Source organism: Wohlfahrtiimonas larvae (assembly GCF_002006755.1).
In the GTDB taxonomy this organism is placed as follows: Bacteria; Pseudomonadota; Gammaproteobacteria; order Cardiobacteriales; family Wohlfahrtiimonadaceae; genus Wohlfahrtiimonas; species Wohlfahrtiimonas larvae.
Window position 1 is genome coordinate 1 of the sequence record NZ_MVDO01000170.1, and the last position, 25,989, is coordinate 25,989.

24 protein-coding genes are annotated in these 25,989 nt (G+C 37.4%); 9 read left to right on the forward strand and 15 right to left on the reverse strand.

Features of this window, described 5'->3' with window-relative positions; genetic code table 11:
• The 14 genes from BZK14_RS09350 to BZK14_RS13345 all read right to left on the reverse strand — a co-directional run.
• Window positions 1–836 (reverse strand): amidase (locus tag BZK14_RS09350; RefSeq protein ID WP_077926236.1); only part of this gene is annotated, 836 nt, incomplete at its 3' end.
• Between the two features lie 33 nt (window positions 837–869).
• Window positions 870–1,160, reverse strand: a complete 291-nt coding sequence (gene gatC / locus BZK14_RS09355) for an Asp-tRNA(Asn)/Glu-tRNA(Gln) amidotransferase subunit GatC (protein ID WP_077926237.1) — start codon at window positions 1,158–1,160, stop codon at window positions 870–872.
• Window positions 1,157–1,363 (reverse strand): cbb3-type cytochrome oxidase assembly protein CcoS, encoded by a 207-nt coding sequence (gene ccoS, locus BZK14_RS09360; protein WP_077926238.1) that lies wholly within the window; start codon window positions 1,361–1,363, stop codon window positions 1,157–1,159. The genes gatC and ccoS overlap by 4 nt, the downstream gene beginning before the upstream one ends.
• Window positions 1,360–3,810: a heavy metal translocating P-type ATPase gene (locus BZK14_RS09365; RefSeq protein WP_245831282.1), complete on the reverse strand. Its 2,451-nt coding sequence runs from the start codon at window positions 3,808–3,810 to the stop codon at window positions 1,360–1,362. The genes ccoS and BZK14_RS09365 overlap by 4 nt, the downstream gene beginning before the upstream one ends.
• A gap of 12 nt (window positions 3,811–3,822) precedes the next feature.
• The gene (locus BZK14_RS09370; protein WP_077926239.1) at window positions 3,823–4,623 is read right to left on the reverse strand and encodes a FixH family protein; all 801 of its coding nucleotides are present in this window, start codon (window positions 4,621–4,623) and stop codon (window positions 3,823–3,825) included.
• An 80-nt stretch (window positions 4,624–4,703) separates the two neighbouring features.
• The gene (ccoG, locus tag BZK14_RS09375; protein ID WP_077926240.1) at window positions 4,704–6,113 is read right to left on the reverse strand and encodes a cytochrome c oxidase accessory protein CcoG; all 1,410 of its coding nucleotides are present in this window, start codon (window positions 6,111–6,113) and stop codon (window positions 4,704–4,706) included.
• A gap of 150 nt (window positions 6,114–6,263) precedes the next feature.
• Window positions 6,264–7,202 carry a cytochrome-c oxidase, cbb3-type subunit III gene (gene ccoP, locus BZK14_RS09380; protein WP_077926241.1) on the reverse strand — a complete coding sequence of 313 codons (939 nt, stop codon included), beginning with the start codon at window positions 7,200–7,202 and terminating at the stop codon, window positions 6,264–6,266.
• Window positions 7,203–7,233: 31 nt separating this feature from the next.
• Entirely contained in the window at window positions 7,234–7,461 is a 228-nt protein-coding gene (locus BZK14_RS09385) for a cbb3-type cytochrome oxidase subunit 3 (RefSeq protein ID WP_077926242.1), read from the reverse strand.
• A gap of 22 nt (window positions 7,462–7,483) precedes the next feature.
• Window positions 7,484–8,284, reverse strand: coding sequence for a cytochrome-c oxidase, cbb3-type subunit II (gene ccoO, locus BZK14_RS09390; protein ID WP_143691429.1), 801 nt, complete (start codon window positions 8,282–8,284; stop codon window positions 7,484–7,486).
• A gap of 22 nt (window positions 8,285–8,306) precedes the next feature.
• Complete coding sequence (ccoN, locus tag BZK14_RS09395; protein ID WP_077926244.1) at window positions 8,307–9,767, reverse strand: cytochrome-c oxidase, cbb3-type subunit I; 1,461 nt, start codon at window positions 9,765–9,767, stop codon at window positions 8,307–8,309.
• Window positions 9,768–9,927: 160 nt separating this feature from the next.
• Window positions 9,928–11,295 carry a deoxyguanosinetriphosphate triphosphohydrolase gene (locus BZK14_RS09400; RefSeq protein WP_077926245.1) on the reverse strand — a complete coding sequence of 456 codons (1,368 nt, stop codon included), beginning with the start codon at window positions 11,293–11,295 and terminating at the stop codon, window positions 9,928–9,930.
• Complete coding sequence (tsaD, locus tag BZK14_RS09405; protein ID WP_077926246.1) at window positions 11,292–12,320, reverse strand: tRNA (adenosine(37)-N6)-threonylcarbamoyltransferase complex transferase subunit TsaD; 1,029 nt, start codon at window positions 12,318–12,320, stop codon at window positions 11,292–11,294. Before tsaD ends, BZK14_RS09400 begins: the two co-directional genes overlap by 4 nt.
• 24 nt (window positions 12,321–12,344) lie before the next feature.
• Window positions 12,345–12,713 (reverse strand): diacylglycerol kinase, encoded by a 369-nt coding sequence (locus tag BZK14_RS09410; protein ID WP_077926247.1) that lies wholly within the window; start codon window positions 12,711–12,713, stop codon window positions 12,345–12,347.
• Complete coding sequence (locus BZK14_RS13345) at window positions 12,710–12,853, reverse strand: hypothetical protein (protein WP_171973689.1); 144 nt, start codon at window positions 12,851–12,853, stop codon at window positions 12,710–12,712. The genes BZK14_RS09410 and BZK14_RS13345 overlap by 4 nt, the downstream gene beginning before the upstream one ends.
• A 196-nt stretch (window positions 12,854–13,049) precedes the next feature.
• Here BZK14_RS13345 and BZK14_RS09415 point away from each other — a divergent pair, with 196 nt between their 5' ends.
• The 7 genes from BZK14_RS09415 to BZK14_RS09445 all read left to right on the forward strand — a co-directional run bounded on the left by BZK14_RS09415 (window position 13,050) and on the right by BZK14_RS09445 (window position 22,367).
• Window positions 13,050–15,521 (forward strand): DNA topoisomerase I, encoded by a 2,472-nt coding sequence (locus BZK14_RS09415; RefSeq protein WP_077926248.1) that lies wholly within the window; start codon window positions 13,050–13,052, stop codon window positions 15,519–15,521.
• Between the two features lie 3 nt (window positions 15,522–15,524).
• Window positions 15,525–16,904 (forward strand): sigma-54-dependent transcriptional regulator, encoded by a 1,380-nt coding sequence (locus tag BZK14_RS09420; RefSeq protein WP_077926249.1) that lies wholly within the window; start codon window positions 15,525–15,527, stop codon window positions 16,902–16,904.
• Window positions 16,901–17,605 (forward strand): YggS family pyridoxal phosphate-dependent enzyme, encoded by a 705-nt coding sequence (locus BZK14_RS09425; protein ID WP_077926250.1) that lies wholly within the window; start codon window positions 16,901–16,903, stop codon window positions 17,603–17,605. Before BZK14_RS09420 ends, BZK14_RS09425 begins: the two co-directional genes overlap by 4 nt.
• A 120-nt stretch (window positions 17,606–17,725) precedes the next feature.
• Window positions 17,726–19,654, forward strand: coding sequence for a molecular chaperone DnaK (gene dnaK, locus BZK14_RS09430; RefSeq protein ID WP_077926251.1), 1,929 nt, complete (start codon window positions 17,726–17,728; stop codon window positions 19,652–19,654).
• 144 nt (window positions 19,655–19,798) lie between these two features.
• A complete protein-coding gene (gene dnaJ, locus BZK14_RS09435; protein ID WP_077926252.1) occupies window positions 19,799–20,944 on the forward strand; it encodes a molecular chaperone DnaJ in 1,146 nt (381 codons plus the stop codon).
• Between the two features lie 122 nt (window positions 20,945–21,066).
• Window positions 21,067–22,128 carry a PIN domain-containing protein gene (locus tag BZK14_RS09440; protein WP_077926253.1) on the forward strand — a complete coding sequence of 354 codons (1,062 nt, stop codon included), beginning with the start codon at window positions 21,067–21,069 and terminating at the stop codon, window positions 22,126–22,128.
• Window positions 22,129–22,130: 2 nt separating this feature from the next.
• Window positions 22,131–22,367 carry a VF530 family protein gene (locus BZK14_RS09445; protein ID WP_077926254.1) on the forward strand — a complete coding sequence of 79 codons (237 nt, stop codon included), beginning with the start codon at window positions 22,131–22,133 and terminating at the stop codon, window positions 22,365–22,367.
• Window positions 22,368–22,381: 14 nt separating this feature from the next.
• On the opposite strand, the gene BZK14_RS09450 is transcribed toward BZK14_RS09445, so the two are convergent.
• A complete protein-coding gene (locus tag BZK14_RS09450) occupies window positions 22,382–23,191 on the reverse strand; it encodes a MetQ/NlpA family ABC transporter substrate-binding protein (RefSeq protein ID WP_077926255.1) in 810 nt (269 codons plus the stop codon).
• A gap of 273 nt (window positions 23,192–23,464) precedes the next feature.
• Between BZK14_RS09450 and BZK14_RS09455 the strand changes: the two genes are divergently transcribed.
• Window positions 23,465–24,571 (forward strand): glycerol dehydrogenase, encoded by a 1,107-nt coding sequence (locus BZK14_RS09455; protein ID WP_077926256.1) that lies wholly within the window; start codon window positions 23,465–23,467, stop codon window positions 24,569–24,571.
• Between the two features lie 256 nt (window positions 24,572–24,827).
• Window positions 24,828–25,989: AbgT family transporter (locus BZK14_RS09460; protein ID WP_077926257.1), on the forward strand; the 1,162-nt coding region annotated here is incomplete at its 3' end.

Consider the following 25,989-nt stretch of genomic DNA (forward strand, 5'->3'; position numbering starts at 1 on the left):
GTTTGGATCACATCTGCAATTGCAGGATCTAAATCAGGAGATAAAAACTCTTTAGGAATACCAATGCGCAATCCTTCAATGGATTGGTTCAACAAGCCTGAATATTTTGGTACTGAAATATTGTGTGATGTTGAATCTTTCGCATCAAATCCCGCCATAGATTCAAACATATACGCACAATCTTCTGCTGTTTTAGCGATCACGCCAGCTTGATCAAATGAACATGCAAATGGAATCATACCCCAACGAGAGATACGACCATACGTTGCTTTAATACCTGTTAAGTTACAGAAGCTCGCTGGTTGACGCGTTGAGCCACCTGTATCTGAAGCTGTTGCTGCTAAGACAAATCCTGCGCTTACAGCTGCTGCTGAACCACCAGATGATCCGCCAGCAACATGATCAAAATTCCAAGGATTGTGAACTGTACCGAAATGGCTTGTACGGTTTGTACCGCCCATTGCGAATTCATCCATGTTCACTTTACCCAAAACCATCACACCAGCTTGATCTAGTTTTTCTACAACTGTTGCATCATAAGGTGATACAAAATTTTCTAGCATTTTAGATGCCGCAGTTGTTTTGATTCCTTTTGTACAAAATAGATCCTTATGTGCTATCGGAATACCCGTCAACATTGACTGCTCACCTTTTGCAATCACTTCATCCGCTTTCTGTGCTTGTGCTAATGCTTGATCATATGTTTTTGTGATAAAGCTATTAATCTTGTGATCGTGTGTTTCGATCTCTGATTTGAAATGTTCAAATACTTCTACACTCGATACTTCTTTCGTATCCAATGCGCTACGTAATTCTTTAATACTATAATTTTTCATAATGATTAATTCTGACTCGTCGATAATGGATGATTATTCAATAACTTTCGGCACTAAATATAAGCCTTTCTCTACTGAAGGTGCTACAACCTGATAATCATCTCTATGATTACTTTCTGTCACAATATCTTCTCTAAAAGGTTGTGTACGATCAAATGGGTCGCTCATTGGCTCAACATTTGTGGTATCCACATTTTGCAACTGATTCAAAATCGCCAAAGTGCTTTCCAACTTTTCTTCAATCATCGGAATTTCATCATCACTGATCGCAATCTGTGACAATTGTGCAATTCTCTTAATATCAGAGGCTTTCAATTGACTCATTTTTTCTCATCCTTTTCTTCTAAAGTCTTTTCTTTATCTTTACCCAAACGATAGAAATCATCATCTTCTCCATCGAATAGAATACGGTGTGCAGGTCCTTCCATATCATCAAACTGCTTTGATCGAACCGCCCAAACAAACGCGATGGCTACAAATACAAGCAATAAAAAGGATAATGGTAGAAGAAAGTATAGAATCTTCACTCTTTTTCTCCCTCTCGGATTCGTAATGTATTACCAATCACTAACAATGAACTTAAACTCATACCTAAAGCCGCCATCCAAGGCACAATATAACCCATCATAGCAGCCGGCAGAACTAAAATATTATATAATAAAGACCAACCTAAATTTTGAATAATTATTTTATTGGTCCGTTTTGCAACATTTATACCATCCAATAATGGATTCATTTCTGTGGAATGCATCAAAATCATATCAGCAGTTGCTTGTGTTAATAATGCTCCTTGCCCGATCGCAATAGACACATCAGCCTGAGCCAGTACTGGTGCATCATTGATACCATCACCAAGCATCGCCACAATTCGGCCTTCTGATTGTAGTTGAGTGACATAAGCTAATTTATCTTCAGGTGTTTGATCGCCATGAATATTCTCAATACCTAAGCGATGATTCATTGCTTGTACGGTTTCAATGCGATCACCACTTAAAATATGTAAGCGATAACCTTCTTCTTTAAGCTTTTGCACAACAGCTTCACTATCTACTTTCAATTCATCTTTTAAGCAATACAATCCCAACAAAGTATTGCCTTTTCCCAATGCAATCCAAATACCTTCGTCCAAATTATGCTGTTCTTTAGTTTCAAACCAATCAATGCGCCCCACACGATATTGTTCACCATTGATTGTACCTTCCAAACCTTTACCTACTATATTATCCAAGTTAGATACGCTCAAAAGCTCTAAAGGATTCTTTTGATGAATGCGATGGAATGCTGCTGCAATTGGGTGATTAGAACTTGCTTCCAATGAACAAATAATCTGCATTAACTCAGCATTGCTCATATCATTGGTTAGATTTTTCTCTTGAACAAGCATTAAATTACCTTGCGTCAATGTACCTGTTTTATCAAATACGATATCAGTCACTTTTGCTAGAGCTTCGATTGTTCCTGATCTTGTACCAATTAAACCTTTTTCGATCATCGCTTGATTGCCTGAGCTAATAGCAGCTGGCGTTGCCAAAGCTAACGCACAAGGACATGAAACGACTAATACAGATAACATTACTTCAAATGCGCGGGATGCATCCACATATAACCATGCAATATAAGTACCTGCACAAGCCAATAATAAAATTAACACAAACCAAGTAGACACTAAGTCTGCCAATTTCACAAACTTTGGTTTTTCACTCATGGCACGCTCAATCATCAGCGTCATTTGTGAGAAAACTGTATCACCACCAATTTTAGAAACTTTCATCAATAAAGATTGTTCTTGATTGATCGAACCTCCAATCACATCTTCATTCATGCGCTTTTCAATAGGTAAACTTTCACCAGTTAATAATGACTCATCTACCCATGCTGAATCTTGCAGCAAAATACCATCTGCAGGAACAGAATCTCCAGGTTTTACGCGCAACACATCACCCACATTAATTTGGCTCACCGCAATGAACTCGCTATTTTGCTCATCGATCATGCGTTCAGCGATATGTGGTTTTAATTTTAGAATATGATCTGTCATCATCAATGCTTTATGTCGTGCGTTCATCTCGATTAAGCGAGCACCCAACAGCAAGAATGCAAACATCGTGACAGATTCAAAATAGATTTCACCGATATTAAATACAGTATTCCAAATACTCGCTAATGTACCCAATATAATGGCAAGCGAGATATTAACGTTCATCGTCAATCGTTTATTTTTTAAATCATAGAAAGCAGACTTGTAGAAAGTCCAACTTGAATAAGTTACACAAGGAATAGACATCAATAAACTTGCCCAACGCAAAATCAATCGAGCTTCTTCACTAATACCTTGATAATGACCAAAATACAAGCCAAACGAAAACATCATGACTTGCATTGAAAATATTGCGGCAACACCAAACTCTAAAAACAGCGTTTGGCGCTCTTTTTTCAATTTCTTTTGCTGAGTTTGTTCATCATATGGCGTGGCTTCATAACCCAAGTTATAAATTGCCAAAAGAATTTTTGAAAGCTGAATTTTATCTGGATCAAATTCGAGATATGCTCTATGTGTTGAATAATTAATATCAAACTTCTGAACTCCAGGAATACGCTTGATTTGATGCTCAATCAACCAAACACATGCAGCACACACAATTTTATCAATAATCAAACTTAATTTAGCAACATTATCATCACCCGATTTTTGATTACTAATAAACTGTTTAGCAATTTCAGGATGATCATAAAAATCAAGTTCTTGCCTTAACTCTTCAGGGACCAAATCATTCAATGAATCAGGCCTCATTGCAGCTTCTGTACGAAACTCATAATAATGCATTAATCCTGAATCGCAGATCATTTCTGCAACGGCTTTACAGCCGATGCAGCACATAGGTTCATCTTTGCCATTAATATTAACAACAAATGGCACACTGCCAACAATAGGCTGGGTACAGTGGAAACACTGTTGCGATATATTTTTTGGCATTATTCACTCAACTTAAATTACTTCAATCACGTTATCATTCACATCTTGGTAAGTATCATCACCACGCGTGACATGAATCTCAAAATCCCAACGACCTAAGCGTTCAAAATTAACTGGCGCTTCATAAATACCATCACCAATTCCTTTAAACAGGATAGTACGATTTAATTCTTGTTCAGCTAAACGCTTTAATTTTACAACAACATCTGCCCCATCAATTGGCGCACCATATTTATCCACAACTAAAAAGCTCATCACATTATCTTCTGAAATTTTTGGCGGATTAGTTTCAAATTGATAACGAACTTTCCATCCACGCTCTGCTTGTGCGCGCATGTTAGCCTTATGCTCATTAAAATACGCTTCTTGTTTTTGATAAGCGTTTGGGACTTCACCCGGGAATCTTGTATTAACAGTCTTTAAACTGCCATTTTTATCGTAGTATTCTACACGTAAACCTGCTTCTGCCATGAATACAAAAGCACCATCAACAATGACCAAAACCAAGAAGAAACCAAAAATTGCGATCGGCACCCAATGTGTTCTCTTCCCATCTTTATCTTTTAAAGCATTACGCTTTTGACCTACTAAATAATATGCATAGCTCGTTAAAATATTACATGAAAAATAGAGTGCAGCAACATCCCCACCTGTCCAATTTAGAATTAAATAAGGCACAAGTACCGCAATACTCATCAATCCCGAAATAACAGATGCTTGCAAGCGAGTAAAGCGAAACAGATGATGTAAAAGAAGGGTCACAATTAAAACACCAACAACTCCACCGACGGTTATGGTTAATACGTCATGCATACTTACTTTTCTCCTAATTCAAGTTTTTTTAATAAGCAAAAATAGAGCTCTCGCTCTATTTTTAACTTGCTCATTATATTTTATTTAGTCACAAATGTAGATGATAAATTATGTGTTTCAATAACATTTCCTTGCTCATCTTTAACTAAAATTTCCAGATTAACTGGTTGAGTGGGCGCTTCTTTAACTGTCTGATGAATCAACACGGACCAATTTCTACGAACACCTGGTGCTAATGTTTCATTCTTTTCTGGTACATTTAATGAAATGCCATCTGCATCTGCTAACTTCAGCTCTACAGTTTTTGGTGTCATCGTTAGGTTATTCAACTTCAATGTATAACGATTCTGAATTAAACCATCACTCATTCTTGTAAATGCAGGTGTTCTTGTTTTTTCTAGTAAGAACGACATTTGAGCACTGGTCATAATACTCCATGCCAAAATACCTACCACAATTAAAATGACTGATCCATATCCCAAATTACGAGGTGTTATAAAATGAGTTTTCTTACCCTCTAAACCATTTAATGAGTCATAACGGATCAAACCTGTTGGATAGCCCGTTTTCGTCATCATTGTATTACAAGCATCGATACATAAACCACATGTAATACATTTATAGTTAAGCCCTTCTCGGATATCAATCCCAGCAGGACAAACTTGTACACATAGCTCACAATCAACACAATCACCATGACCGGCTTCATGACGTGCAGTTAGATCACGCAATTCTTTAACGGGTTTGATGCGACCTTTTGTACCTTCACCACGTTTTTCATCATAAGCAACAACCAAAGTGTCCTTATCAAACATTACGCCCTGAAAACGCGCATATGGGCACATATATGAACATACTTGCTCACGTGCAAAACCAGCCATAATGAATGTTGTTGTTGTGATGAACAAAGTAGTACCATAAGCTGCAAATGGTGCTTGTCCACTAAAAAACAATACAATTAACTCTGTTGCTGGCGTCCAATATGCTGTAAAGGTAAAACCTGTCCATACAGCTACAATCAACCAAGTTAACCATGTGCCCCCAACACGTAATACTTTTTGAGCATTCCATGGCATATCATATAATTTCTGACGTTTATTACGACCACCTTGAATCCAGCCTTCAATTTTAATGAATAAATCTGTCCAAATGGTTTGGAAACAGAAATAACCACAAAATACTCGACCCGCAATATTGGTAATAAAAAATAAGAAAAACGCAAAAAGCATTAATACACCGGCAAGCCACATGATGTTTTGAATATCAACATCCAATCCTAAAACATAAAATCGTCGACTTGCCAAATCAAACAATACAGCTTGACTCGGAATATTCTCACCTCTTGGCCACGGCAACCATGGCAGTAAATAGAATACAGCTAACCCAAAGTATAAAACCGCAGACTTAAATGTGCGGAATTTACCTTTTACTTCTCTTGTAAAGATTGGAATACGCTTTTGATAAAGCGATTCTGGCTGTTGATTTGACACAGCTCCCTCCCTCTGACTTAATCTAATGGTTACTCTTGATTCTTACTCCCACGTATATTGTACTACTCTTTAATTGCGAATAAAAATAAAGGGCTCAACATTTGATGTGAGCCCCTTAATATTTACTACTTTCTTAATTTGAATCAGTACTTACTGACCACCACCTAACTCATGAACATAAACTGCTAAAGCTCTGATTTGCTCTTTAGTTAAACGATCTTTCCAAGTAGGCATTACGCGATCTGTTGCAGGTGTTACACCATCGATTACTTGCTTACGAATCATCGCAACTTTTTCATCGTCAGTTTTTGCGTCAAAAATTGGTACCAATTCCCAGATTTGGTCTGTTAAGTTCGCACCACCCATTGTGACAACACCTTTACCATCTGGACCATGACATGTATAACAAGTACCTTTACCTTCAAAAATCACTTTACCACGCTCTGAAGCTTCATCAGAAGTATAATTACCTGATAAAGTTAAAGCGTATTTTGCTACATCAGTGATTTCATCATCAGTTAAACCTGTTAATGATGCAGGTGTCATATTACCAGTACGACCCATTGTGATTGTTTGTTCAATTTGAGAATAGTGACCACCCCATAACCAAGCATCGTCAGTTAAGTTCGGATATAAACCAAACTTACCTTCACCACCTGCGCCATGACATGTTGCACAGTTATCCGCAAACATTACAGCACCAGTACTTAATGCAAACTCTTTCAAACCTTCATTTTCAGTTGCTTGAATATCTTCTAATTTTTTCAAAGCACCTAATTTACCATAGAAAGCATCACGATTTTTAGCTTCTGTAGATGACTGTAATTCTTCTGCCAATAAAGTACGTGTATTCCAGTTTAATTCTTTAACCTCACCACCTTCTTTAACTTGAACAGTTTTAATACCTTTTGTCCAGTTATTTGGTAAAGGCCAAGTTGGATAAAGCACCCAATAAATCAAACTGAAGATTACAGTGCCATAGAAAGATAATAACCACCATCTTGGTAGAGGATTATTAAACTCCTGCACACCGTCCCACACGTGCCCGGTGGTTTCTACTTCTTGTTTTTTATCAATATTTTCACTCATAAAAAGTCCCCAAAATTAACTGTAATAATCGTTATGAACGATCATCACTGATCTTACTCTGATCGTTACGAGCTGGATTCAAACTGCTGAGATCCTCTTCATCCATCAGCGGAATACTACGATATGCATCGTAACGAGCCTTACGGTCTTTATTAGTGAAGACATAAAATATGATGCCCACAAACACTAGGAAGAAAATAACGACAGCTGCAATCTTACTATTACCGTGATCTGTAAACCAATAGAGAAAATCTAACATTTTATGTCCTCAACTTATTTTATTAACGGAATTTACTGTACTCGATACCATCATCATCTTTAAACTGATACATAGTACCTAACACTTGTAAATATGCGACCAAGGCAGCCATTTCTGAGATACCTTCTCTTCCTGGATCGTAGTTACCATCTTTTGCTTGTTTTTCCAAGTTTTCAATAGCATTATCAATCACTAAAAGATCAGCAACGTTTGCACCAAAGCGTTCTACGTTAGCTTTATATTCTTCATCATTAGAAGAATATGGCACGCCTGTAATGCGCAATGCTTTCATGTGTGACTTCACATCTTTATAGTAAAGATCATTTTTACTTAAATATGGATAGCCAGGCATGATTGACTTAGGCTCAACACTTCTTGGGTTTTTCAAGTGTTCAGACTGCCAACGATTGCTGTATTTACCACCAACACGTGCTAAATCTGGACCAGTACGTTTTGAACCCCATTGGAATGGATGATCAAACTGAGATTCAGCTGCTAATGAATAATAACCATAACGTAAGTATTCATCTTGCATTGGGCGGATTTGCTGTGAGTGACACGCATAACAACCTTCTCTGATGTAGATGTTACGGCCTAATTGCTCTAAAGGAGTATAAGGACGAATTGCATCTACTTCACGTTTAGTACGTACGCGTTTACCATTTGCATCACGGCTTGTTTCCGTAATTTCTTTTTTAACAACTTCAATTGTGTCGTTAATGAAAAACAATGGAACGATTTCAATCAAACCACCAATACTGATGATGACCAATGTTAAAACCAACATCAATCCAGAGTTTTTTTCAATTTGTTCATGTCTAATCATAATTTAGTTTCTCCCCGTATTAAGCATGAGCAGCAACTGCTGGAATAACAGCATGCTTGTCCGCTTGTGCTTTTGTACCTTGCTTCATAGTCATGATGAAGTTATAAATCATGATTAAGCCGCCTAATAAGAACATGCTACCGCCCAATGCACGTAAGATATAAGGTGTGTGCATGAACTGAACTGTTTCAATGAACTTATAAGTTAAAGTACCGTAGTTAGGATCGAAACCACGTAACATCATACCTTGACCAATACCTGCAACCCACAATGCTGCAACATACAATACGATACCAATAGTTGCTAACCAGAAGTGAGCAAATACTAATTTTTCGCTGTATAACTTAGCACCGAAGATACGTGGAATCATATGGTATAAAGAACCGAATGTAATCATCGCAACCCAACCTAAAGCACCTGAGTGAACGTGACCTACTGTCCAGTCTGTATAGTGAGATAATGCGTTTACTGATTTCAAGCTCATCAATGGGCCTTCGAACGTACTCATACCGTAGAAAGATAATGCAACTACGAAGAAACGAACGATTGGGTTAGTACGTACTTGATCCCAAGCACCAGACAATGTCATGATACCGTTGATCATACCACCCCATGATGGTAACAATAAAATGATTGAGAATGTTGCTGCTAATGATGAAGTCCAATCTGGCAATGAAGTCCAATGTAAATGGTGAGCACCAGCCCACATGTACAAGAACGATAATGCCCAGAAGTGGATGATTGATAAACGATAAGAATAAACAGGACGGTTAACTTCTTTAGGAACGAAGTAGTACATCATACCCAAGAACGCAACTGTCAAGAAGAAACCTACAGCATTATGACCATACCACCATTGAACCATCGCGCTCTGAACACCAGAGAATACGTTATATGATTTAATAGTCCAACCATCAATTACTGGAATTGTGATATTGTTAAAAATATGTAAAAGTGCTGTTGCTAAAATAAATGCTAAGTAGAACCAGTTTGCTACATAGATATGTTCTTGCTTACGACGTAATAACGTATTGAAGAATACCCAGAAATAACAAACCCAAACGATTGCTACTGCATAGTCTAATGGCCATTCAAATTCAGCATATTCTTGACCTTGTGTGAAACCTAAAGGATAGCTCAACATGATGCCAAAAATACCAATCGTCCAGCCCCAGAATACAAATTCAGCAACTTTACCATAAGCTAAGCGCACTTGGCACGTACGTTGTACAACGTAAAATGATGTTGCCATCAATGCCGAGCCACCCATACCAAAAATTACTAAGTTTGTGTGAACCGGTCTAATACGACCGAAACTTAACCAAGCTTGATCAAAGTTTAGCGCAGGCCAAGCTAGCTCTAAAGCTGCCCAAACACCAGCGGTCATACCGATCGCACCCCATACTAAAGTCATGATCGCAAATTTACGAATCACACTGTAGTTGTACTGGGTATCCCTAATATCTACGGTTTCTCCCATACTTCCCCCGAAATAAAAATTAAAAGGTTATGTAATAAAACTATACATTTACAACATATAGCAATGTGCTTTATTTTACGCGAAGTGGCTATAATTACATTGACAAAAATCAATACACACACTGCTATAGACGAGGCTATTCTACCCGAAATTAATTCTTTTAGGTAGTCAAATGAACCCCAGAGATCATTTGATAAACATGCACAGCATATCGATCGGTCATTCCTGAGATAAAATCTGTTATTTTTAGTATTCTTAAATAAGGATTATCATCTAATTTTCTATTAGGCCCCAAAAATTGATCGGGCAGAAAACTTATCAACATTCGAGATTTAGACGTTGATTTTAAATAGTATTCTTGATTAACTGCGCCGACAAATGCTTTTAATAAGCCATCAATAATTTCATGACCAGCAATGCCAACTTCTAAAACAGGTTTAGAAACATAGATATGATCATAAGCATATGATTTTATATTAGCCAAAGCATCTGCAGAAGGAATTAAACTTAAAAGGTCAACTTCACACTCACCTTTTAAAATTTGCTCTTCATACTTAATAAAGGCAGCCACCACTTCATCAATTAAGAGCCCCATTGCGAATGCCCTTAAATACTCAATCTTGTCCTTATCTCTTGAAATTCGCTTAACTTTATTAGGAAAACCACCATAACGATCAATAATTGTTTGATAAAAATTGATCACTAAACCACTCGATATTAACGATAATCGATAGGCATCCTCAACATCCACTAACGAATAACATAGATCATCAGCTGCTTCTAAAAGATAAACCAGAGGATGACGAGCCCAAGCGATAGTTTCATTATTTTCTTTTAATAATGACACCATCCCTAGCCTATCAACAATATAACGGAATGACTCTTTCTCAGCTTGGAAAAAATTAAATTTCTTCAAAGCAACATGATTAATTTTTTTACGCTCTAAACTACCACAAGGATATTTAATAAAACTTGCCAAAGTTGATAAAGACAATTGCATACCACCATCATTATCGACATTTTGTAATTTGGTGAGCAAGCGAAAAGCTTGTGCATTACCCTCAAAATTCAACAAATCCTGCTGTTCTGCAAGAGACATTTCCTCTAATGCTTTTTGCCCCACTGGACTATCTGCAAAAAATTGACCAATACCATCCTCACCAGCATGTCCAAAAGGTGGATTACCAATATCATGAGCCAAAGCCGCTGCTGATAATATTGTACCAATATCGGATGCTCGAAAATCCCCCAAGCTAAAATTATTAGATAAATGCTGTCCAACCAACATGCCAATACTTCTAGCAACACTACTTACTTCCAAGCTGTGGGTTAAACGAGTACGGACATAATCCGTTTGCGCCAATGGGAAAACTTGCGTTTTATCCTGCAAGCGACGAAAGGCTGCTGAAAAAATTAATCGATCATAATCTTTTTGAAATGTTGATCGATACCATTGCTGCGTATCATTAGAATTGGCAACACCTAATCTTTCTCTTGTAAGTAAATGCTGCCAATTCATTTTTGTCATTCTTGCTCACTCTCTTGCTTTGAGGATAATGTAGACAATGGCCAACGTGCTTTTAATTTTACATCGTAATTCAAGCTACCTTGATTACGCATTAAACGCTCATGCCCAACGTAAGCAACCATTGCGCCATTATCAGTACAAAATAAAGGACGCGGATAGAATACTCGCACACCCATCGGCTCCATTACACGTGCCAATTCTTGTCTTAATAATTTATTCGCAGCAACACCGCCTGCAATTACAATGGATTTCACGTGATATTCAGTAACTGCACGTTTAGTTTTAACCACCAATGTATCAATCACAGCCCGTTGAAAACTTGCAGCAATGTTTGGATAATCAGCTTCTGTAGAATCCTTTATCGTCATTGCAACTTTAGTTTTCAGACCACTGAAGCTGAATTTTAAATCACCGCTATGAATCATCGGGCGCGGAAAATCATAAGCTTTGTCATCTCCCTCTTCTGCCATTTTCGCAAGCTTTGCACCACCTGGGTAAGGCAATCCCATCAACTTTGCAGTTTTATCAAATGCTTCACCAACTGCATCATCTAATGTATCACCCAGAATTTCATATTCCCCAAATGCCTTTACCAATACCAATTGTGAATGACCGCCAGAGACCAATAACGTCATAAAAGGATATTCAGGCACTTCATCTTCTAAATGCACGGCTTGTAAATGAGCCTCCATATGGTTCACGCCAAGCAAAGGTTTTTTCAAAGCATAACTTAAGCCTTCTGCATATAAAGCTCCTACCATCAAAGCGCCAATCAATCCTGGGCCTTCTGTAAAAGCAATACCATCAATATCGCTGTATTCTTTACCTGCTTCTTCCAAGGCTGCATCCACTAATAGCGGCAATTTACGGATATGATCACGCGATGCCAGTTCAGGCACAACGCCACCATATAAAGCATGCAACTCAATTTGTGAATAGATCTGATGAGCCACTAATTTTTGCTCACTATCATATAATGCAACCCCTGTTTCATCACAAGAGCTTTCAATTCCAAGTACTAACACTTTTACCTTCTATTTCTGATTCAATTAGCGAAATACGATGACTGCAATCCAAGTTACAAATGTTAAACTCATTGCCAACATTACAATCGCCGAGCCAATATCTTTAGCTTGCCCTGACAACGGATGATGTTCAGGACCTATACGATCAACAACAGCCTCAATGCCTGAGTTGATCAATTCTACAATCAAAACCAACCAATAGCTCCCAAACAACAAAGCGAACTCTAAACCTGATTTAGAAAGCCAAACCGCCAAAATTAAAATAACTGGCAGTAACAACAACTCCTGACGAAAAGCCTCTTCATACTTAAAAGCTGCTTTTAAACCTTTAATTGAATATTGAGTGGCATTCACCAATCTTCTCAATCCTGTTGCGCCAGGTTTATTCATCATGGCATTGGAACCTCAATTGATTCATTTTCAAAAATACCTGCACCATAATCATCCATCATGACCCAGCCAATAAATACAGCAATCACAATAATATAGAGCCATCCAAATGACTTCTTTTGCTTTTCTTCACGACGACGCATCCGATCTTTTATCCTATGACTTGAAAGATTAATCTAAGCATTGTAGCTTATTATTTAGTTTTCATTAAGTGCACGAAAGTGTATTATCACAACATTTTCACAGAAACTCCATAAAAGCTTACCTCTAAATTCTAACTAATTATTGAAGCTTTCACCTTTTAATATTGAATTACTATTGAAGGAAATTTTAACATTCATGAGTAAAACTCTCGTTATCGTAGAATCCCCGGCCAAAGCTAAAACGATTAATAAATACTTAGGCAAAGATTATAAAGTTCTTGCCTCCTTCGGCCATATTCGTGATTTAATTCCTAAGTCAGGTGCTGTCGACCCTGATCAAAACTTTGCTATGCATTATGAAGTTGTGGAAAGAAATCAAAAGCACATCAACGAGATTGTTAAAGAGATCAAAGATGCCGAAACACTATTGTTGGCAACGGATCCGGATCGCGAAGGCGAAGCAATTTCTTGGCACATTAAAGAATATTTAGAAGAAAAAGGTAAACTTAAAAATAAAAATGTAGCCCGTGTTGTCTTTCATGAAATTACTAAAAATGCCATTAAGGAAGCCATTGAACATCCACGTGATATTTCAATGGATATGGTTAACGCTCAACAAGCTCGTCGCGCATTAGATTATTTAGTTGGTTTTAATTTATCACCATTGTTATGGAAAAAAATTAGTCCTGGATTATCAGCAGGTAGAGTACAAACACCTGCACTTCGCATGATTTGTGAACGTGAAGATGAAATTGAAGCATTCAAACCAGAAGAATATTGGACAATTGAATCTCAACTAAAGCATAGTGAATCACAATTCAAAGGCCGCTTAACTGAATTTGATGGTGAAAAAGTTGAGCAATTTTCTTTTGTGAATGAGACAACTGCATTTGCTGCTAAAAATGCATTGATTCAAACCTTTGGAAAGCAAATCCCTGTTTATAATATTGATCGTAAACAACGCAAACGTAATCCAACTGCGCCCTTTACAACATCTACAATGCAACAAGAAGCTGCACGTAAACTAGGTTTTTCGACAACTCGTACAATGCGTACAGCGCAAACACTATACGAAGGGATAAACATTGGTTCAGAAACCATTGGTTTAATCACCTATATGCGTACAGACTCCGTAACATTAGCCAAAGAAGCTGTGGATGAAATCGCAGCATTTGTCAAAGGTCGCTATGGTGATGATTATCTACCAGAAGAACCTCGCGTTTATAAAACTAAATCTAAAAATGCTCAAGAGGCGCATGAAGCCATTCGCCCAACTTCAGCATTCCGTCATCCTGATGAATTAAAAAATTATTTATCTTCTGATCAGTTCCGCTTATATGAGTTAATTTGGAAACGCACAATCGCATCACAAATGGCTTCTGCCATTATGGATACCATTGCTGTTGATATGGGTCAAAAATCACTGCATACATTCAGAGCCAATGGTTCAACCATTCTCTTTCCTGGTTTCATCATCGTTTATACAGAAAGCTTTGATGATAAAAAAGATGATGCTGATGATGAAAAAATCCTGCCAAATATGAAAGTGGGTGATTTAATCAATATTGAAGATATCATAGCTACTCAGCATTTTACTGAGCCACCACCAAGGTTTTCTGAAGCTTCATTAGTTAAAGCGCTTGAAGAGCATGGTATTGGCCGCCCTTCTACTTACGCATCCATTATTTCCACATTGCAAAACCGTGAATATGTTACGGTCGATGCACGAAGATTCTTCCCAACAGATGTTGGACGTATTGTATCGCGTTTTCTAACCGAACACTTTACACGTTATGTGGAATATGATTTCACAGCAAAAATGGAAGATGACCTCGACGAAGTAGCAGATGGCAAATTAGCCTGGATTCCTTTGATGGAAGAATTTTGGTCACCTTTCCAACAACTTTGCAAAGAAAAAGAAGAGTCTGTCTCCCGCGCAGATGTTGCACAAGCCCGCGAACTTGGAATTGATCCTAAATCAGGTAAACCCGTTTCTGTGCGATTAGGTCGCTTCGGGCCATTTGCACAAATTGGTGATAAAGATGATGAAGATAAGCCAAAATTTGCCTCTCTTCGTAAAGATCAACGCATCAATACAATCACTTTGGAAGAAGCTTTAGAACTCTTCACGCTACCGCGTGATTTAGGCCGCACCGAAGACGATGAATTAATTCGTGCCAATATTGGTCGCTTTGGACCATACATTCAATATGGTAAAAAGTTTGTGTCATTGAAAGAAGATGATCCTTATACCGTTGAATTACCACGTGCTTTAGAAATCATTGAAGCACATAAAGCTGCAGAAGCTGCTAAATTTATCAAAGCATTTGAGGCTGAAGGTATTCAAGTATTGAATGGTCGTTGGGGACCTTATGTCACAGATGGCGAAAAAAATGCGCGAATCCCAAAAGATCGTGAGGATCCTGAGAATTTAACATTAGAAGAGTGCCAAGAATTGTTGGCAAAAGCACCTGCGAAAAAAGGTAAGAAAACTACCAAAAAAGCACCTGCTAAGAAAGCGACAACGAAAAAGGCAACCACCAAAAAAACAACTAAAAAAGATGCGGACACTTCTGAGGATAAACCTAAGAAAGCTGCAGCTAAAAAAGCACCTGCCAAGAAAGCTGCACCGAAAAAAACCGCAACCAAAAAAGTAGCGAGCGAATAAAATATGAGTGATTTAAAGAACACGAACATTTTAGTAGTGGATGATGAGGAAGATATTACCGACCTCATCAAAGATATTTTGGAAGATGAAGGCTTCACTGTACGCACAGCATCCAATGGCACTTCTGCACAAAAAGCCATTCAGGATAGCAAGCCTGACTTAATTTTATTGGATATTTGGATGCCAGATATCGATGGTATCTCTTTGATGAATGAATGGAAAAAGGCTTACCAAAGCTTACCCTTTTCCGTTGTCATGATGAGCGGTCATGGCACATTAGAACATGCCATTGAAGCCACAAAACTTGGTGCATTTGATTTCTTAGAAAAACCGCTAACATTAGCAAAATTAGTTGCTGTCGTGAAACGAGCACTCAAAGAACAAATTGTTCAACCAACATTGAAGCCTCAATCTTTAACACCGCAATTCACAATAGAGCCTGTAGGCAAAAGCCCATTAATGTCATCGCTTCGTACTAAAGCAAAGCAGATCGCAGAATCCGGCAATCGTACTGTTTTATTGAAGGGTGAATTAGGCTCAGGTAAACATCTCTTTGCCCACTATATTCATTCACTATCAGATCGAGCTCACAACCCTATTATTGCAGTCAATTTAGGGCAGTTAAATGAAGAAAACATAGAAGAAACATTACTTGGCAAAGAAGACGGCTCTTTAATTACCCAAGGCATTTTAGAACAAGCCAATGGTGGTAGTATTATTTTAGAAAATATTGCCCAACTAAGCTTAGAAGCACAGGATAAACTTGCAAATATCATCAATAATAATGAATATTTCCGTATCAATGGTAAAAATTTATTAGCCAAAGAGGTGCGTTTTATTGCCATTTCACGTGATGATCTTTCTGTACTTGTGGATGAAAAAGAGTTCAGTGAAGCACTTTATTATAAGCTCAATATCCTACCACTGGATATTCCATCACTTTCCGCACACCCTGAAGATGTACCAGATTTAATTGCATTCTATATTCATCATTTTGTAGAAGAAGAACATTTACAGTATCGTCATTTCCCAATTGCCGTACAAAATCGCCTACGCAATCATACTTGGCACGGCAATGTACAAGAACTCAAATCCATCGTTCAACAACTATTAGTTCTAGGCAAAAGTGAAGAAGTTACATTAAATGAAGTGAATGAATTGCTCACCAAAAAAAGCCAAACTCGTGTCATTTCTGAAGATTTATTACCACTAGATTTACCTCTACGCGAAGCACGTGAGCAATTTGAAAAAGCTTACTTATTAGCACAATTTAAATCTTGTGAAGGCAATATTGCTAAATTGGCTGACAAAGTAGGTATGGAACGCACAAATTTATATCGAAAATTGAAATCGTTAGACATTGACCCTAAAAAAATCTCATGAATATTCAAAATAATTTAAACCAAATCTTAGATCGAATTACCAATGCAGCACAAGCTTCAGGTAGGAATTCTGAAAATATTCTATTGCTATTGGCGACAAAAACTCAGCCAATTGAACGCATTCAAGAAGCAATTGATCTTGGTTTTGCTTTAATTGGTGAGAATCGCGCCCAAGAAGTGACGGATAAATTTCCCCACATTCAACGCTCAGATAAAGTTATTATGCCTTATCAACAGCACTTCATTGGCCATTTACAAACCAATAAAGTTCGTGCGATTTTCCCTTATGTGCAATGCATTCAATCTGTGGATCGTTCATCTTTGGCTGAAAAATTACATACTGAATGCGAAAAACACAATGAAACACGAGAAATATTCATTCAAGTAAATGTTTCCAAGGAAGAAAGTAAACAAGGTTTAGCAACTGATCAACTCTTCCCTTTCTTAGAATCTTTACAGCAATTTCCAACACTTGAAATCCGTGGATTTATGACCATTGGCTTAAATGCAGATGATGAAAAATCCGTTCGTGAAGGCTATGCTCATTTAAGAACCTTAAATGAACAAGCCATTACTCAAGGTTTAATACCAAATACAGCCACAGAATTATCTATGGGCATGAGCCACGATTTAGAATGGGCAATTGCTGAAGGTGCAACCATGATTCGCGTCGGTAGCGCGGTATTTGGCGCACGTCAATAATTTTTCTCAAATACTGCAAATAATTTTCATATTTTTACTTGAAATCCTAAAACCCTGCCCCATCTTAATAAACATTAGAAATTTACAGTTTATTTAAAGCATTTTTAGGAGCAACTGAATATGAGTAAAATTATTGGTATTGACTTGGGAACCACAAACTCTTGTGTGGCTGTAATGGATGGCGAGAAAGTTCGCGTAATCGAGAATGCAGAGGGTGATCGTACAACACCTTCCATCATCGCTTATACAGAAAGTGGTGAAATCTTGGTAGGTCAACCTGCTAAGCGCCAATCTGTCACAAACCCAAAAAACACTTTATTTGCAATCAAGCGTTTAATCGGCCGTAAGTTCGAAGACGCTGAAGTTAAAAAAGACATCGACTTAGTACCATACTCAATCATCAAAGCTGATAATGGCGATGCATGGGTGAGCGTATTGGGTGATAAAAAATTAGCACCACCAGAAGTTTCTGCTCGCGTTTTGATGAAAATGAAACAAACTGCTGAAGACTTCTTGGGTGAAAAAGTTACTGAAGCTGTAATCACAGTACCAGCTTACTTCAATGACTCACAACGTCAAGCAACAATCGATGCTGGCCGTATTGCTGGTTTAGAAGTTAAACGTATCATCAACGAACCAACAGCAGCAGCTTTGGCTTACGGTATGGATAAAGGCGCTAAGAAAGACGCTAAAATCGCTGTATATGATTTAGGTGGTGGTACATTCGACTTGTCTATCATTGAAATCGCTGATGTTGATGGCGAAAAACAATTCGAAGTATTGTCTACAAATGGTGATACTTTCTTGGGTGGTGAAGACTTCGATGCTGCAGTAATCGATTACTTAGTTAATGAGTTCCAAAAAGAACAAGGCATTGATTTACGTAACGATCCTTTAGCATTACAACGTTTAAAAGAAGCTGGTGAGAAAGCAAAAATTGAATTATCTTCAGCACAGCAAACTGAAATCAACTTACCTTACATCACTGCTGATAGCACTGGTCCAAAACACTTGAACATCAAGTTAACACGTGCAAAATTAGAATCTTTGGTAGAAGATTTAATCGAGCGTACTTTGGCACCATGTAAAGTTGCATTGAAAGATGCAGGTTTGACAGTTTCACAAATCGACGAAGTTATCTTAGTTGGTGGTCAAACTCGTATGCCTAAGGTTCAAGAAAAAGTTAAAGAATTCTTTGGTAAAGATCCTCGTAAAGACGTTAACCCTGATGAAGCAGTAGCATCTGGTGCTGCAGTTCAAGGTGGTGTTTTAGGTGGTCATGTTAAAGACGTATTATTATTAGACGTTACGCCATTATCATTAGGTATTGAAACAATGGGCGGTGTAATGACTAAATTGATCGATAAAAACACTACGATCCCAACTAAAGCAAGCCAAGTATTCTCTACTGCAACAGATAACCAACCAGCAGTAACGATTCATGTATTACAAGGTGAACGTCCTCAAGCTTCTCAAAACAAAACTTTGGGTCAGTTTGAATTATCAGACATTCCACCAGCACCACGTGGCGTACCACAAATCGAAGTAACTTTTGATATCGATGCGAACGGCGTCATCAACGTATCAGCAAAAGACAAGGCAACAAACAAAGAACAATCTATCGTGATCAAGTCTGACTCTGGTTTATCCCAAGAAGACATCGACAAAATGATCAAAGATGCTGAAATGAATGCAGAAGAAGATAAAAAGTTCCAAGAGTTAGTTGCAGCACGTAACTCCGCTGAGCAAATGATTCACATGTCAGAAAAATCTTTGAAAGATTTGGGTGAACAAGTTGATGCAAATGAAAGAGCAGCGATTGAATCAGCAATCTCTGAACTTCAAGAGGCTATCAAAGGTGATAACCTTGAAACAATTCAGAAGAAAACTGAAGCATTAACAGAAGCTGCTGGTAAAGTTGCTGAAAAAGCATATGCAGCACAGCAACAAGCAGGCGAAGCAGGTGCGGCACAAGGTCAGAATCCTGATAACAAACAAGATGATGTCGTGGATGCAGAATTCGAAGAAGTTAAAGATGATAAAAAATAATTTATCTCAATAACATCTCCAATGAAGCAATATCCCATCTTGGGATATTGCTTTCTTCAAGTTAGAAACTCATAACTTATGAGTAATCTTGCGAATTATTATTTATAAATTATTAGTTTTACAGCTTAAGGAAGTCTAAATATTATGTCACAACGCGATTATTATGAAATCTTAGGTGTTGCCAAGTCAGCAACACAAGACGAAATCAAAAAAGCTTATCGTCGAATGGCAAGCAAATATCATCCAGATAAAAATATTGGTAAAGAAGAAGAGGCAGAAAAGAAATTTAAAGAAGTTCAAAATGCTTATGAAATTCTATCTGATGAAGACAAACGCCGTATGTATGATCAATATGGTCATGATGCAGTGAATGGCCAAGGTGGTGCTGGCGGATTCGGCGGCGGTGGCTTTGGTGGATTCAGTGGCTTTGGTGATATGGATGATATCTTCTCCCAATTCTTTGGTGGTGCTGGTGGTGGACGCAGCTCTGGCCCACGTGCATACAAAGGTGATGATGTTGGCTATCAATTAGACATCACTTTAGAAGAAGCTGTATTTGGGACAACTTCACGCATTCAAACAAATATTCGTAGTACATGTGAACATTGTGATGGTAAAGGTGCTGAACCTGGCACTTCAATCACAACATGTGATACATGTCATGGCGCGGGTCAAGTTCGCCGTTCACAAGGCTTCTTCTCTGTTCAACAACCATGCCCCACTTGTCATGGTCGCGGTAAAATTATCAAGAATCCTTGTAAAGTTTGCCGTGGTTCAGGTACAGAATACAAAACACAAACATTGGAAGTTAAAATTCCAGCAGGTGTAGATACTGGCAATAATATTCGCTTAGAAGGTAAAGGTGAAGCGGGTGGCAATGGCGGTCCAAATGGTGATTTATATGTTCAAATCAATGTTCGTCCACATCAAATCTTCAAGCGTGATGGCCAAAACTTACACTGCATCGTACCAATTAGCTTTGTCACAGCAGCTTTAGGTGGCGAGATCGAAGTGCCAACCTTAGATGGCCGTGTAAGCCTTAAAATTCCTGCTGAAACACAAACTGGTCGAGTATTCCGCTTACGAGGTAAAGGCGTGAGATCCATTCGTGGTGATCATCAAGGCGATCTACTCTGCACAGTAAACATCGAAACACCTGTAAAATTAACCAATGAGCAGAAAGAGATCCTCAAACAATTTGGCGAAACATTGGGTGAAAAACATAACCCACAAGAAAAAGGTTGGTTAGATAGAGTTAAAGATTTCTTTGATGATGTTAAAAAAAAATAATTAATCTTTTAAAGCGCTAATAACAATCCCGATCTTTTAATCGGGATTTTTTATAATATATTGATTTAAAAAACTTGATAGGAGCTTTGAAACGATTTTACTATCAACGGATAATAATAACTATGACAAAACATATCTACTTTTTAGATTTTGAAAATCTACAATCAACTGAAGAAGAACTTACAGATTTAATAGATGACACATGTGAAATTTATCTTTTTCATGGCGCTCACCAAAACAACTTTCCACCCTTCTGGATCGATGTCAGTAGTCAGATCGGCAAGAGACTACACAGAATACAATTAAAAGAATCCGCGAATAATGCTTTAGATTTTTTCATCTCTTATTACATTGGCAAACTATCTAATGATGAAACATTACATTTTCATATTATTTCCAATGATAAAGGTTACGACCCTCTTATTGATCATTTAGTAGATTCAGGAAAAAAAATTGATCGCATTGCTCGTAAACACAATCAAACATTAACAAAAGCTAAAGCCATTATTCATCATGAGATTGATCCTGAATTGGTGAAATTGGCTAAAATAGCCTTATCCAAAAATAATCGCCCAAAGCACAAAGAAAAACTCATCAATCTAATCAAAAGTAGCGCAGTATTTGGCCGTTACGCCAATCATAACTTACCTGATATTATAAATTTCATAGAGCATTTAGAATCATTGGGATTTTTCACTATCACACAAACTCAAGTACGTTATGCCCTGCCTGTACAATCATCACCACAAGTTTCGCAATCTGTTAAGCAACAAATAACACAAGTTTTGTCACCCAAAATGACACAGCAAATTCAAAATATTTTTAGCAAGGCTAATCGCCCATCCAAAGAATCAAGTTTAAAATCTGTGATTGAGAGTTCAGTCATTACACAAAAAGATAATCTATCCAACCTCTCAACCAATGATGTCATTCAATATCTACAGCTCACCAAAACCATTTCGATTCATGCAGGTTCTGTCACATATCAGACGCCAATTTCAAAGCCTTTATTGAATCAGCATTATGAAAAGTGCCAGAAGATTTTAAATAAGATTAATGAACGTAGTCGCCCTACTACTGAAGAAAAATATATTGCTTCTATTAAATCTTGGGTAAAATGCACTAGCTCTGAAGCGGTAGATATTTACAAACTTCTGAAAAAGAACAACAAAATTATAAGGTAATTATGCAACATATATCCAATGACCCATTACATGGCAAAAAGCTCGTCAATATCCTTGAAGAACTCGTGGAATATTATAATGGCTTTGAAGCTTTGGGTGAACAGATCAATATTCGCTGTTTCACCCATGATCCTAGTATAAAATCATCACTTAAGTTTTTGCGCCAAACACCTTGGGCAAGAGAGAAAGTGGAAAATTTATATCGCTATATCCATAACAGAAAATATCTCGCCCATTAGGCAAGATATTGCAATTAACTCTTAGGAACAGCCCAATAGTTATTAGGGTTATTCTTGGATAAATATGCTTTAAATTCTTCTGAATTATAAGCCTCAATAATTGCTTTTGCCCACTCAGCATCTTTATTCTTTTCACGAACAACAACCTGTAAATATAAGTCAGGCAGCAATGCTTCATGTGCTAATGCTTTACTCGGATCCATTTTTCCCTGCCAAACAATACTGCCTGGGATCACAGCAAAATCAGCTTCTTCTAATACACGTGGAATTAATGTTGAATCAATCTCTTTAATCTCTAAATTATATGGATTGCTAACTACATCCAATTTAGAAGCTCTCATCAAATCCAATCCTTCAGTTAATTGAATCCAACCAATTTTTTGTAATAAACCATAAGCACGCGCTGCATTTGATGCATCCATCGGAATTAATACTGTCATTCCTTCTTTCACATTCTCAAGGGAATTAAAGCGCTTAGAAAACACAGCCGCTGGTACGGTTGGAATCTTTTGAATGGCAACTAAATCTGTACCACGCTGTTCATTAAATACTTTCATATAACCTGCATGTTGTGCAACCACAACATCTACACCATCTTCTAGCATCGCTATATTAGAGTCAAGTAACGATCTAAACTCAATATTTTCAACTTTATAACCTTTTTCCTCCAGAATCGGCGTAATAGCAACATCAAATAATTCATTATAAGGCCCTGCTGAAACCCCCATTTTAATAATCTTGTCTGATGCATCTTCCTTACTGCAACCCACCAATATGACGACTGAAACCAAAAGACCTAAAACAACTTTAATACTTGTTTTCATAATTTTTCTCTCAACTTTAAATACATACTATAAATACATGTTTAATATATTTTATAAATTAGTATTCATGAAGATGATATTGATGTCAATAGATCAACCTAAAAAGAAAAATAACAAATATTCGTATAACACGAGATAATTCTCGTCATATTAATCTGTTAAATTATCGTGGCTTTGTGATAGATATCAAACATTTTCAGCTTTCCCACCGTTATACTATTGTTATAAACAATTTTAAATAAGTTTGTTTTATCAATGATTAAGGAGATACAGATGTTAAAAGTAATGCAATCCCCTGGTAAATATATTCAAGGTCCTGATGCACTTCAACATTTAGCAGAACATGTTAAACCTTTAGCTCATCATGCTTTTGTCATCGCAGATCATTTTGTGTTTGGCTTAGTTGAAGAAACCATCACTAAAAGCTTTCAAACAGGTGATATAAAATTTAACGAAGCCATTTTCCAAGGTGAGTGCTCTCAAAAAGAGATTGATCGCTTGGGTGATCTTTTTAAAGAAAGCGGCGCAAAAATTGTTGTTGGCATTGGTGGGGGTAAAACATTAGATGCAGCCAAAGCTGTCGCATTTTATGCACATGTTCCCATTGTCATCGTACCAACCATTGCTTCAACAGACGCCCCTACAAGTGCATTATCTGTTATTTATACAGATAACGGCGAATTTGAAAGTTATCTCTTTTATCCTAAAAATCCCGATGTTGTTGTTATGGATACAACAATCATTGCCAACGCACCAGCACGTTTATTAGTAGCAGGTATGGGTGATGCTTTAGCTACATATTTTGAAGCTCGCGCTTGTGCAGAAGCTAATAAAACAACTATGGCAGGCGGATTCAGCACATTGGCAGCAAAGTCACTTGCAACTTTATGTTATGAAACATTATTATCTGAAGGATACAAAGCTAAATTAGCTGCTGAAGGTAAAGTTAGCACTAAAGCGTTAGAAAACATCATTGAAGCCAATACTTTACTCAGCGGCTTAGGCTTTGAAAGCGCAGGATTAGCAGCAGCACATGCAATTCATAATGGTTTCACAGCCATTGAAGAATGCCATGATATGTATCATGGCGAAAAAGTCGCATTCGGAACATTAGTACAATTAGTTTTAGAAAATGCACCATTAGATGAAATTGATGAAGTTTTAGATTTCTGCACCCAAGTTGGCCTACCGATTACAATTGCACAACTAGGTTTTGAAGATACTTCTCCTAATTATCATGAGAAATTAAAAGCAGCGGCAGAACTTAGCTGCGCAGAAGGAGAAACCATTCATAACATGCCATTTGCAGTCACAGCTCAAGATGTTTACGCTGCGATTATTACAGCAGATAAAATGGGAAGAGATTGGCTAAACGTATAATCAGCATTAGTCTTTTATAATTTTAAAATGCGCAATTCATTGCGCATTTTTCATATATTTAAATAATAATCTATTCATTATATAAAATTATTATGTATAAATTTAGAACAATATTACATATTTACTACAAATAATATCTATCTTTTGTTATCTTTGCCATGCAATTTTAACTACAGATGCTGTTAAATAAAATAATATCAATGAGTTAATGTTTAATGCAAATATATTTAACATCAAATATAGAGGATATTTTGTTATGGAAATGAAAGCCAAAAAAAATAAGCTTTTAGATACTTTGGAATGGCTGGGTAATGCGCTACCTCACCCTGTCATATTATTTGCAATATTAATTGCGGCCATTTTAATTGCTTCTGCATTAGGTGCTTTCTTTGGATTGAGTGTTGCAGATCCAAGACCAGAAGGAGCCCCCGGCCGAGTGCCTGGTGGAATTATTTATGCGCAAAGCTTATTGAATGCTGAAGGCATTCGTAAAATTCTATCCAATGTTGTTACAAACTTCACAAGCTTTGCACCATTGGGTACTGTGTTAGTTGCAATGCTAGGTGTTGGTATTGCTGATAAAGCAGGATTATTCTCTTCAGCAATGCGTTTAATCGTTTTAAAAGCTCCAACACAATTAACAACACCCGCAATCGTATTTGCAGGCGTAATGTCCAATACTGCGGGTGAATTGGGATATGTTGTATTAATCCCTTTAGCAGCCGTAATCTTCCACTCATTGGGCAGAAATCCATTAGCAGGTTTAGCTGCTGCCTTTGCAGGTGTTTCAGGCGGTTATTCAGCAAACTTATTATTGGGCACTGTTGATCCTTTGTTATCAGGCATTACACAAGAAGCTGCACGCATTGTTGACCCAACTTATATAGTAGGTGCGGAAGCTAACTGGTATTTCATGGCATTCAGCACATTCATCGTGACAGGATTGGGCTGGTTTGTAACAGCTAAAATCGTAGAGCCACAATTGGGGGCATACAACCAATCTGATATGAGCGAAGAAGAAAGCACGATGGTTTCATCGGCAGAAGTCACTTCATTAGAGAAAAAAGGATTGTTGTGGGCAGGTTTATCTTTCTTGATTTTATCCATGATCGTTGCAGTAACCATTATTCCTGCTGATGGTATTTTGCGTAACCAAACGACTGGTTTAGTTGCAAACTCACCTTTCTTTAAATCAATCGTTATTTTCATTTTCTTCTTCTTTGCTATTCCGGGGGCAGTTTATGGTTTTGTTACCAAAAATTTCACAAGCAGCAAAGATATCGTGAATGCAATGAGCGGATCAATGAGCGCCTTAGGTTTATACCTTGTGATCGTATTCTTCGCAGCACAGTTCATCGCATTCTTTAACTGGACCAACTTAGGTCAAATCATCGTTGTGCATGGCTCTAACTTTTTAA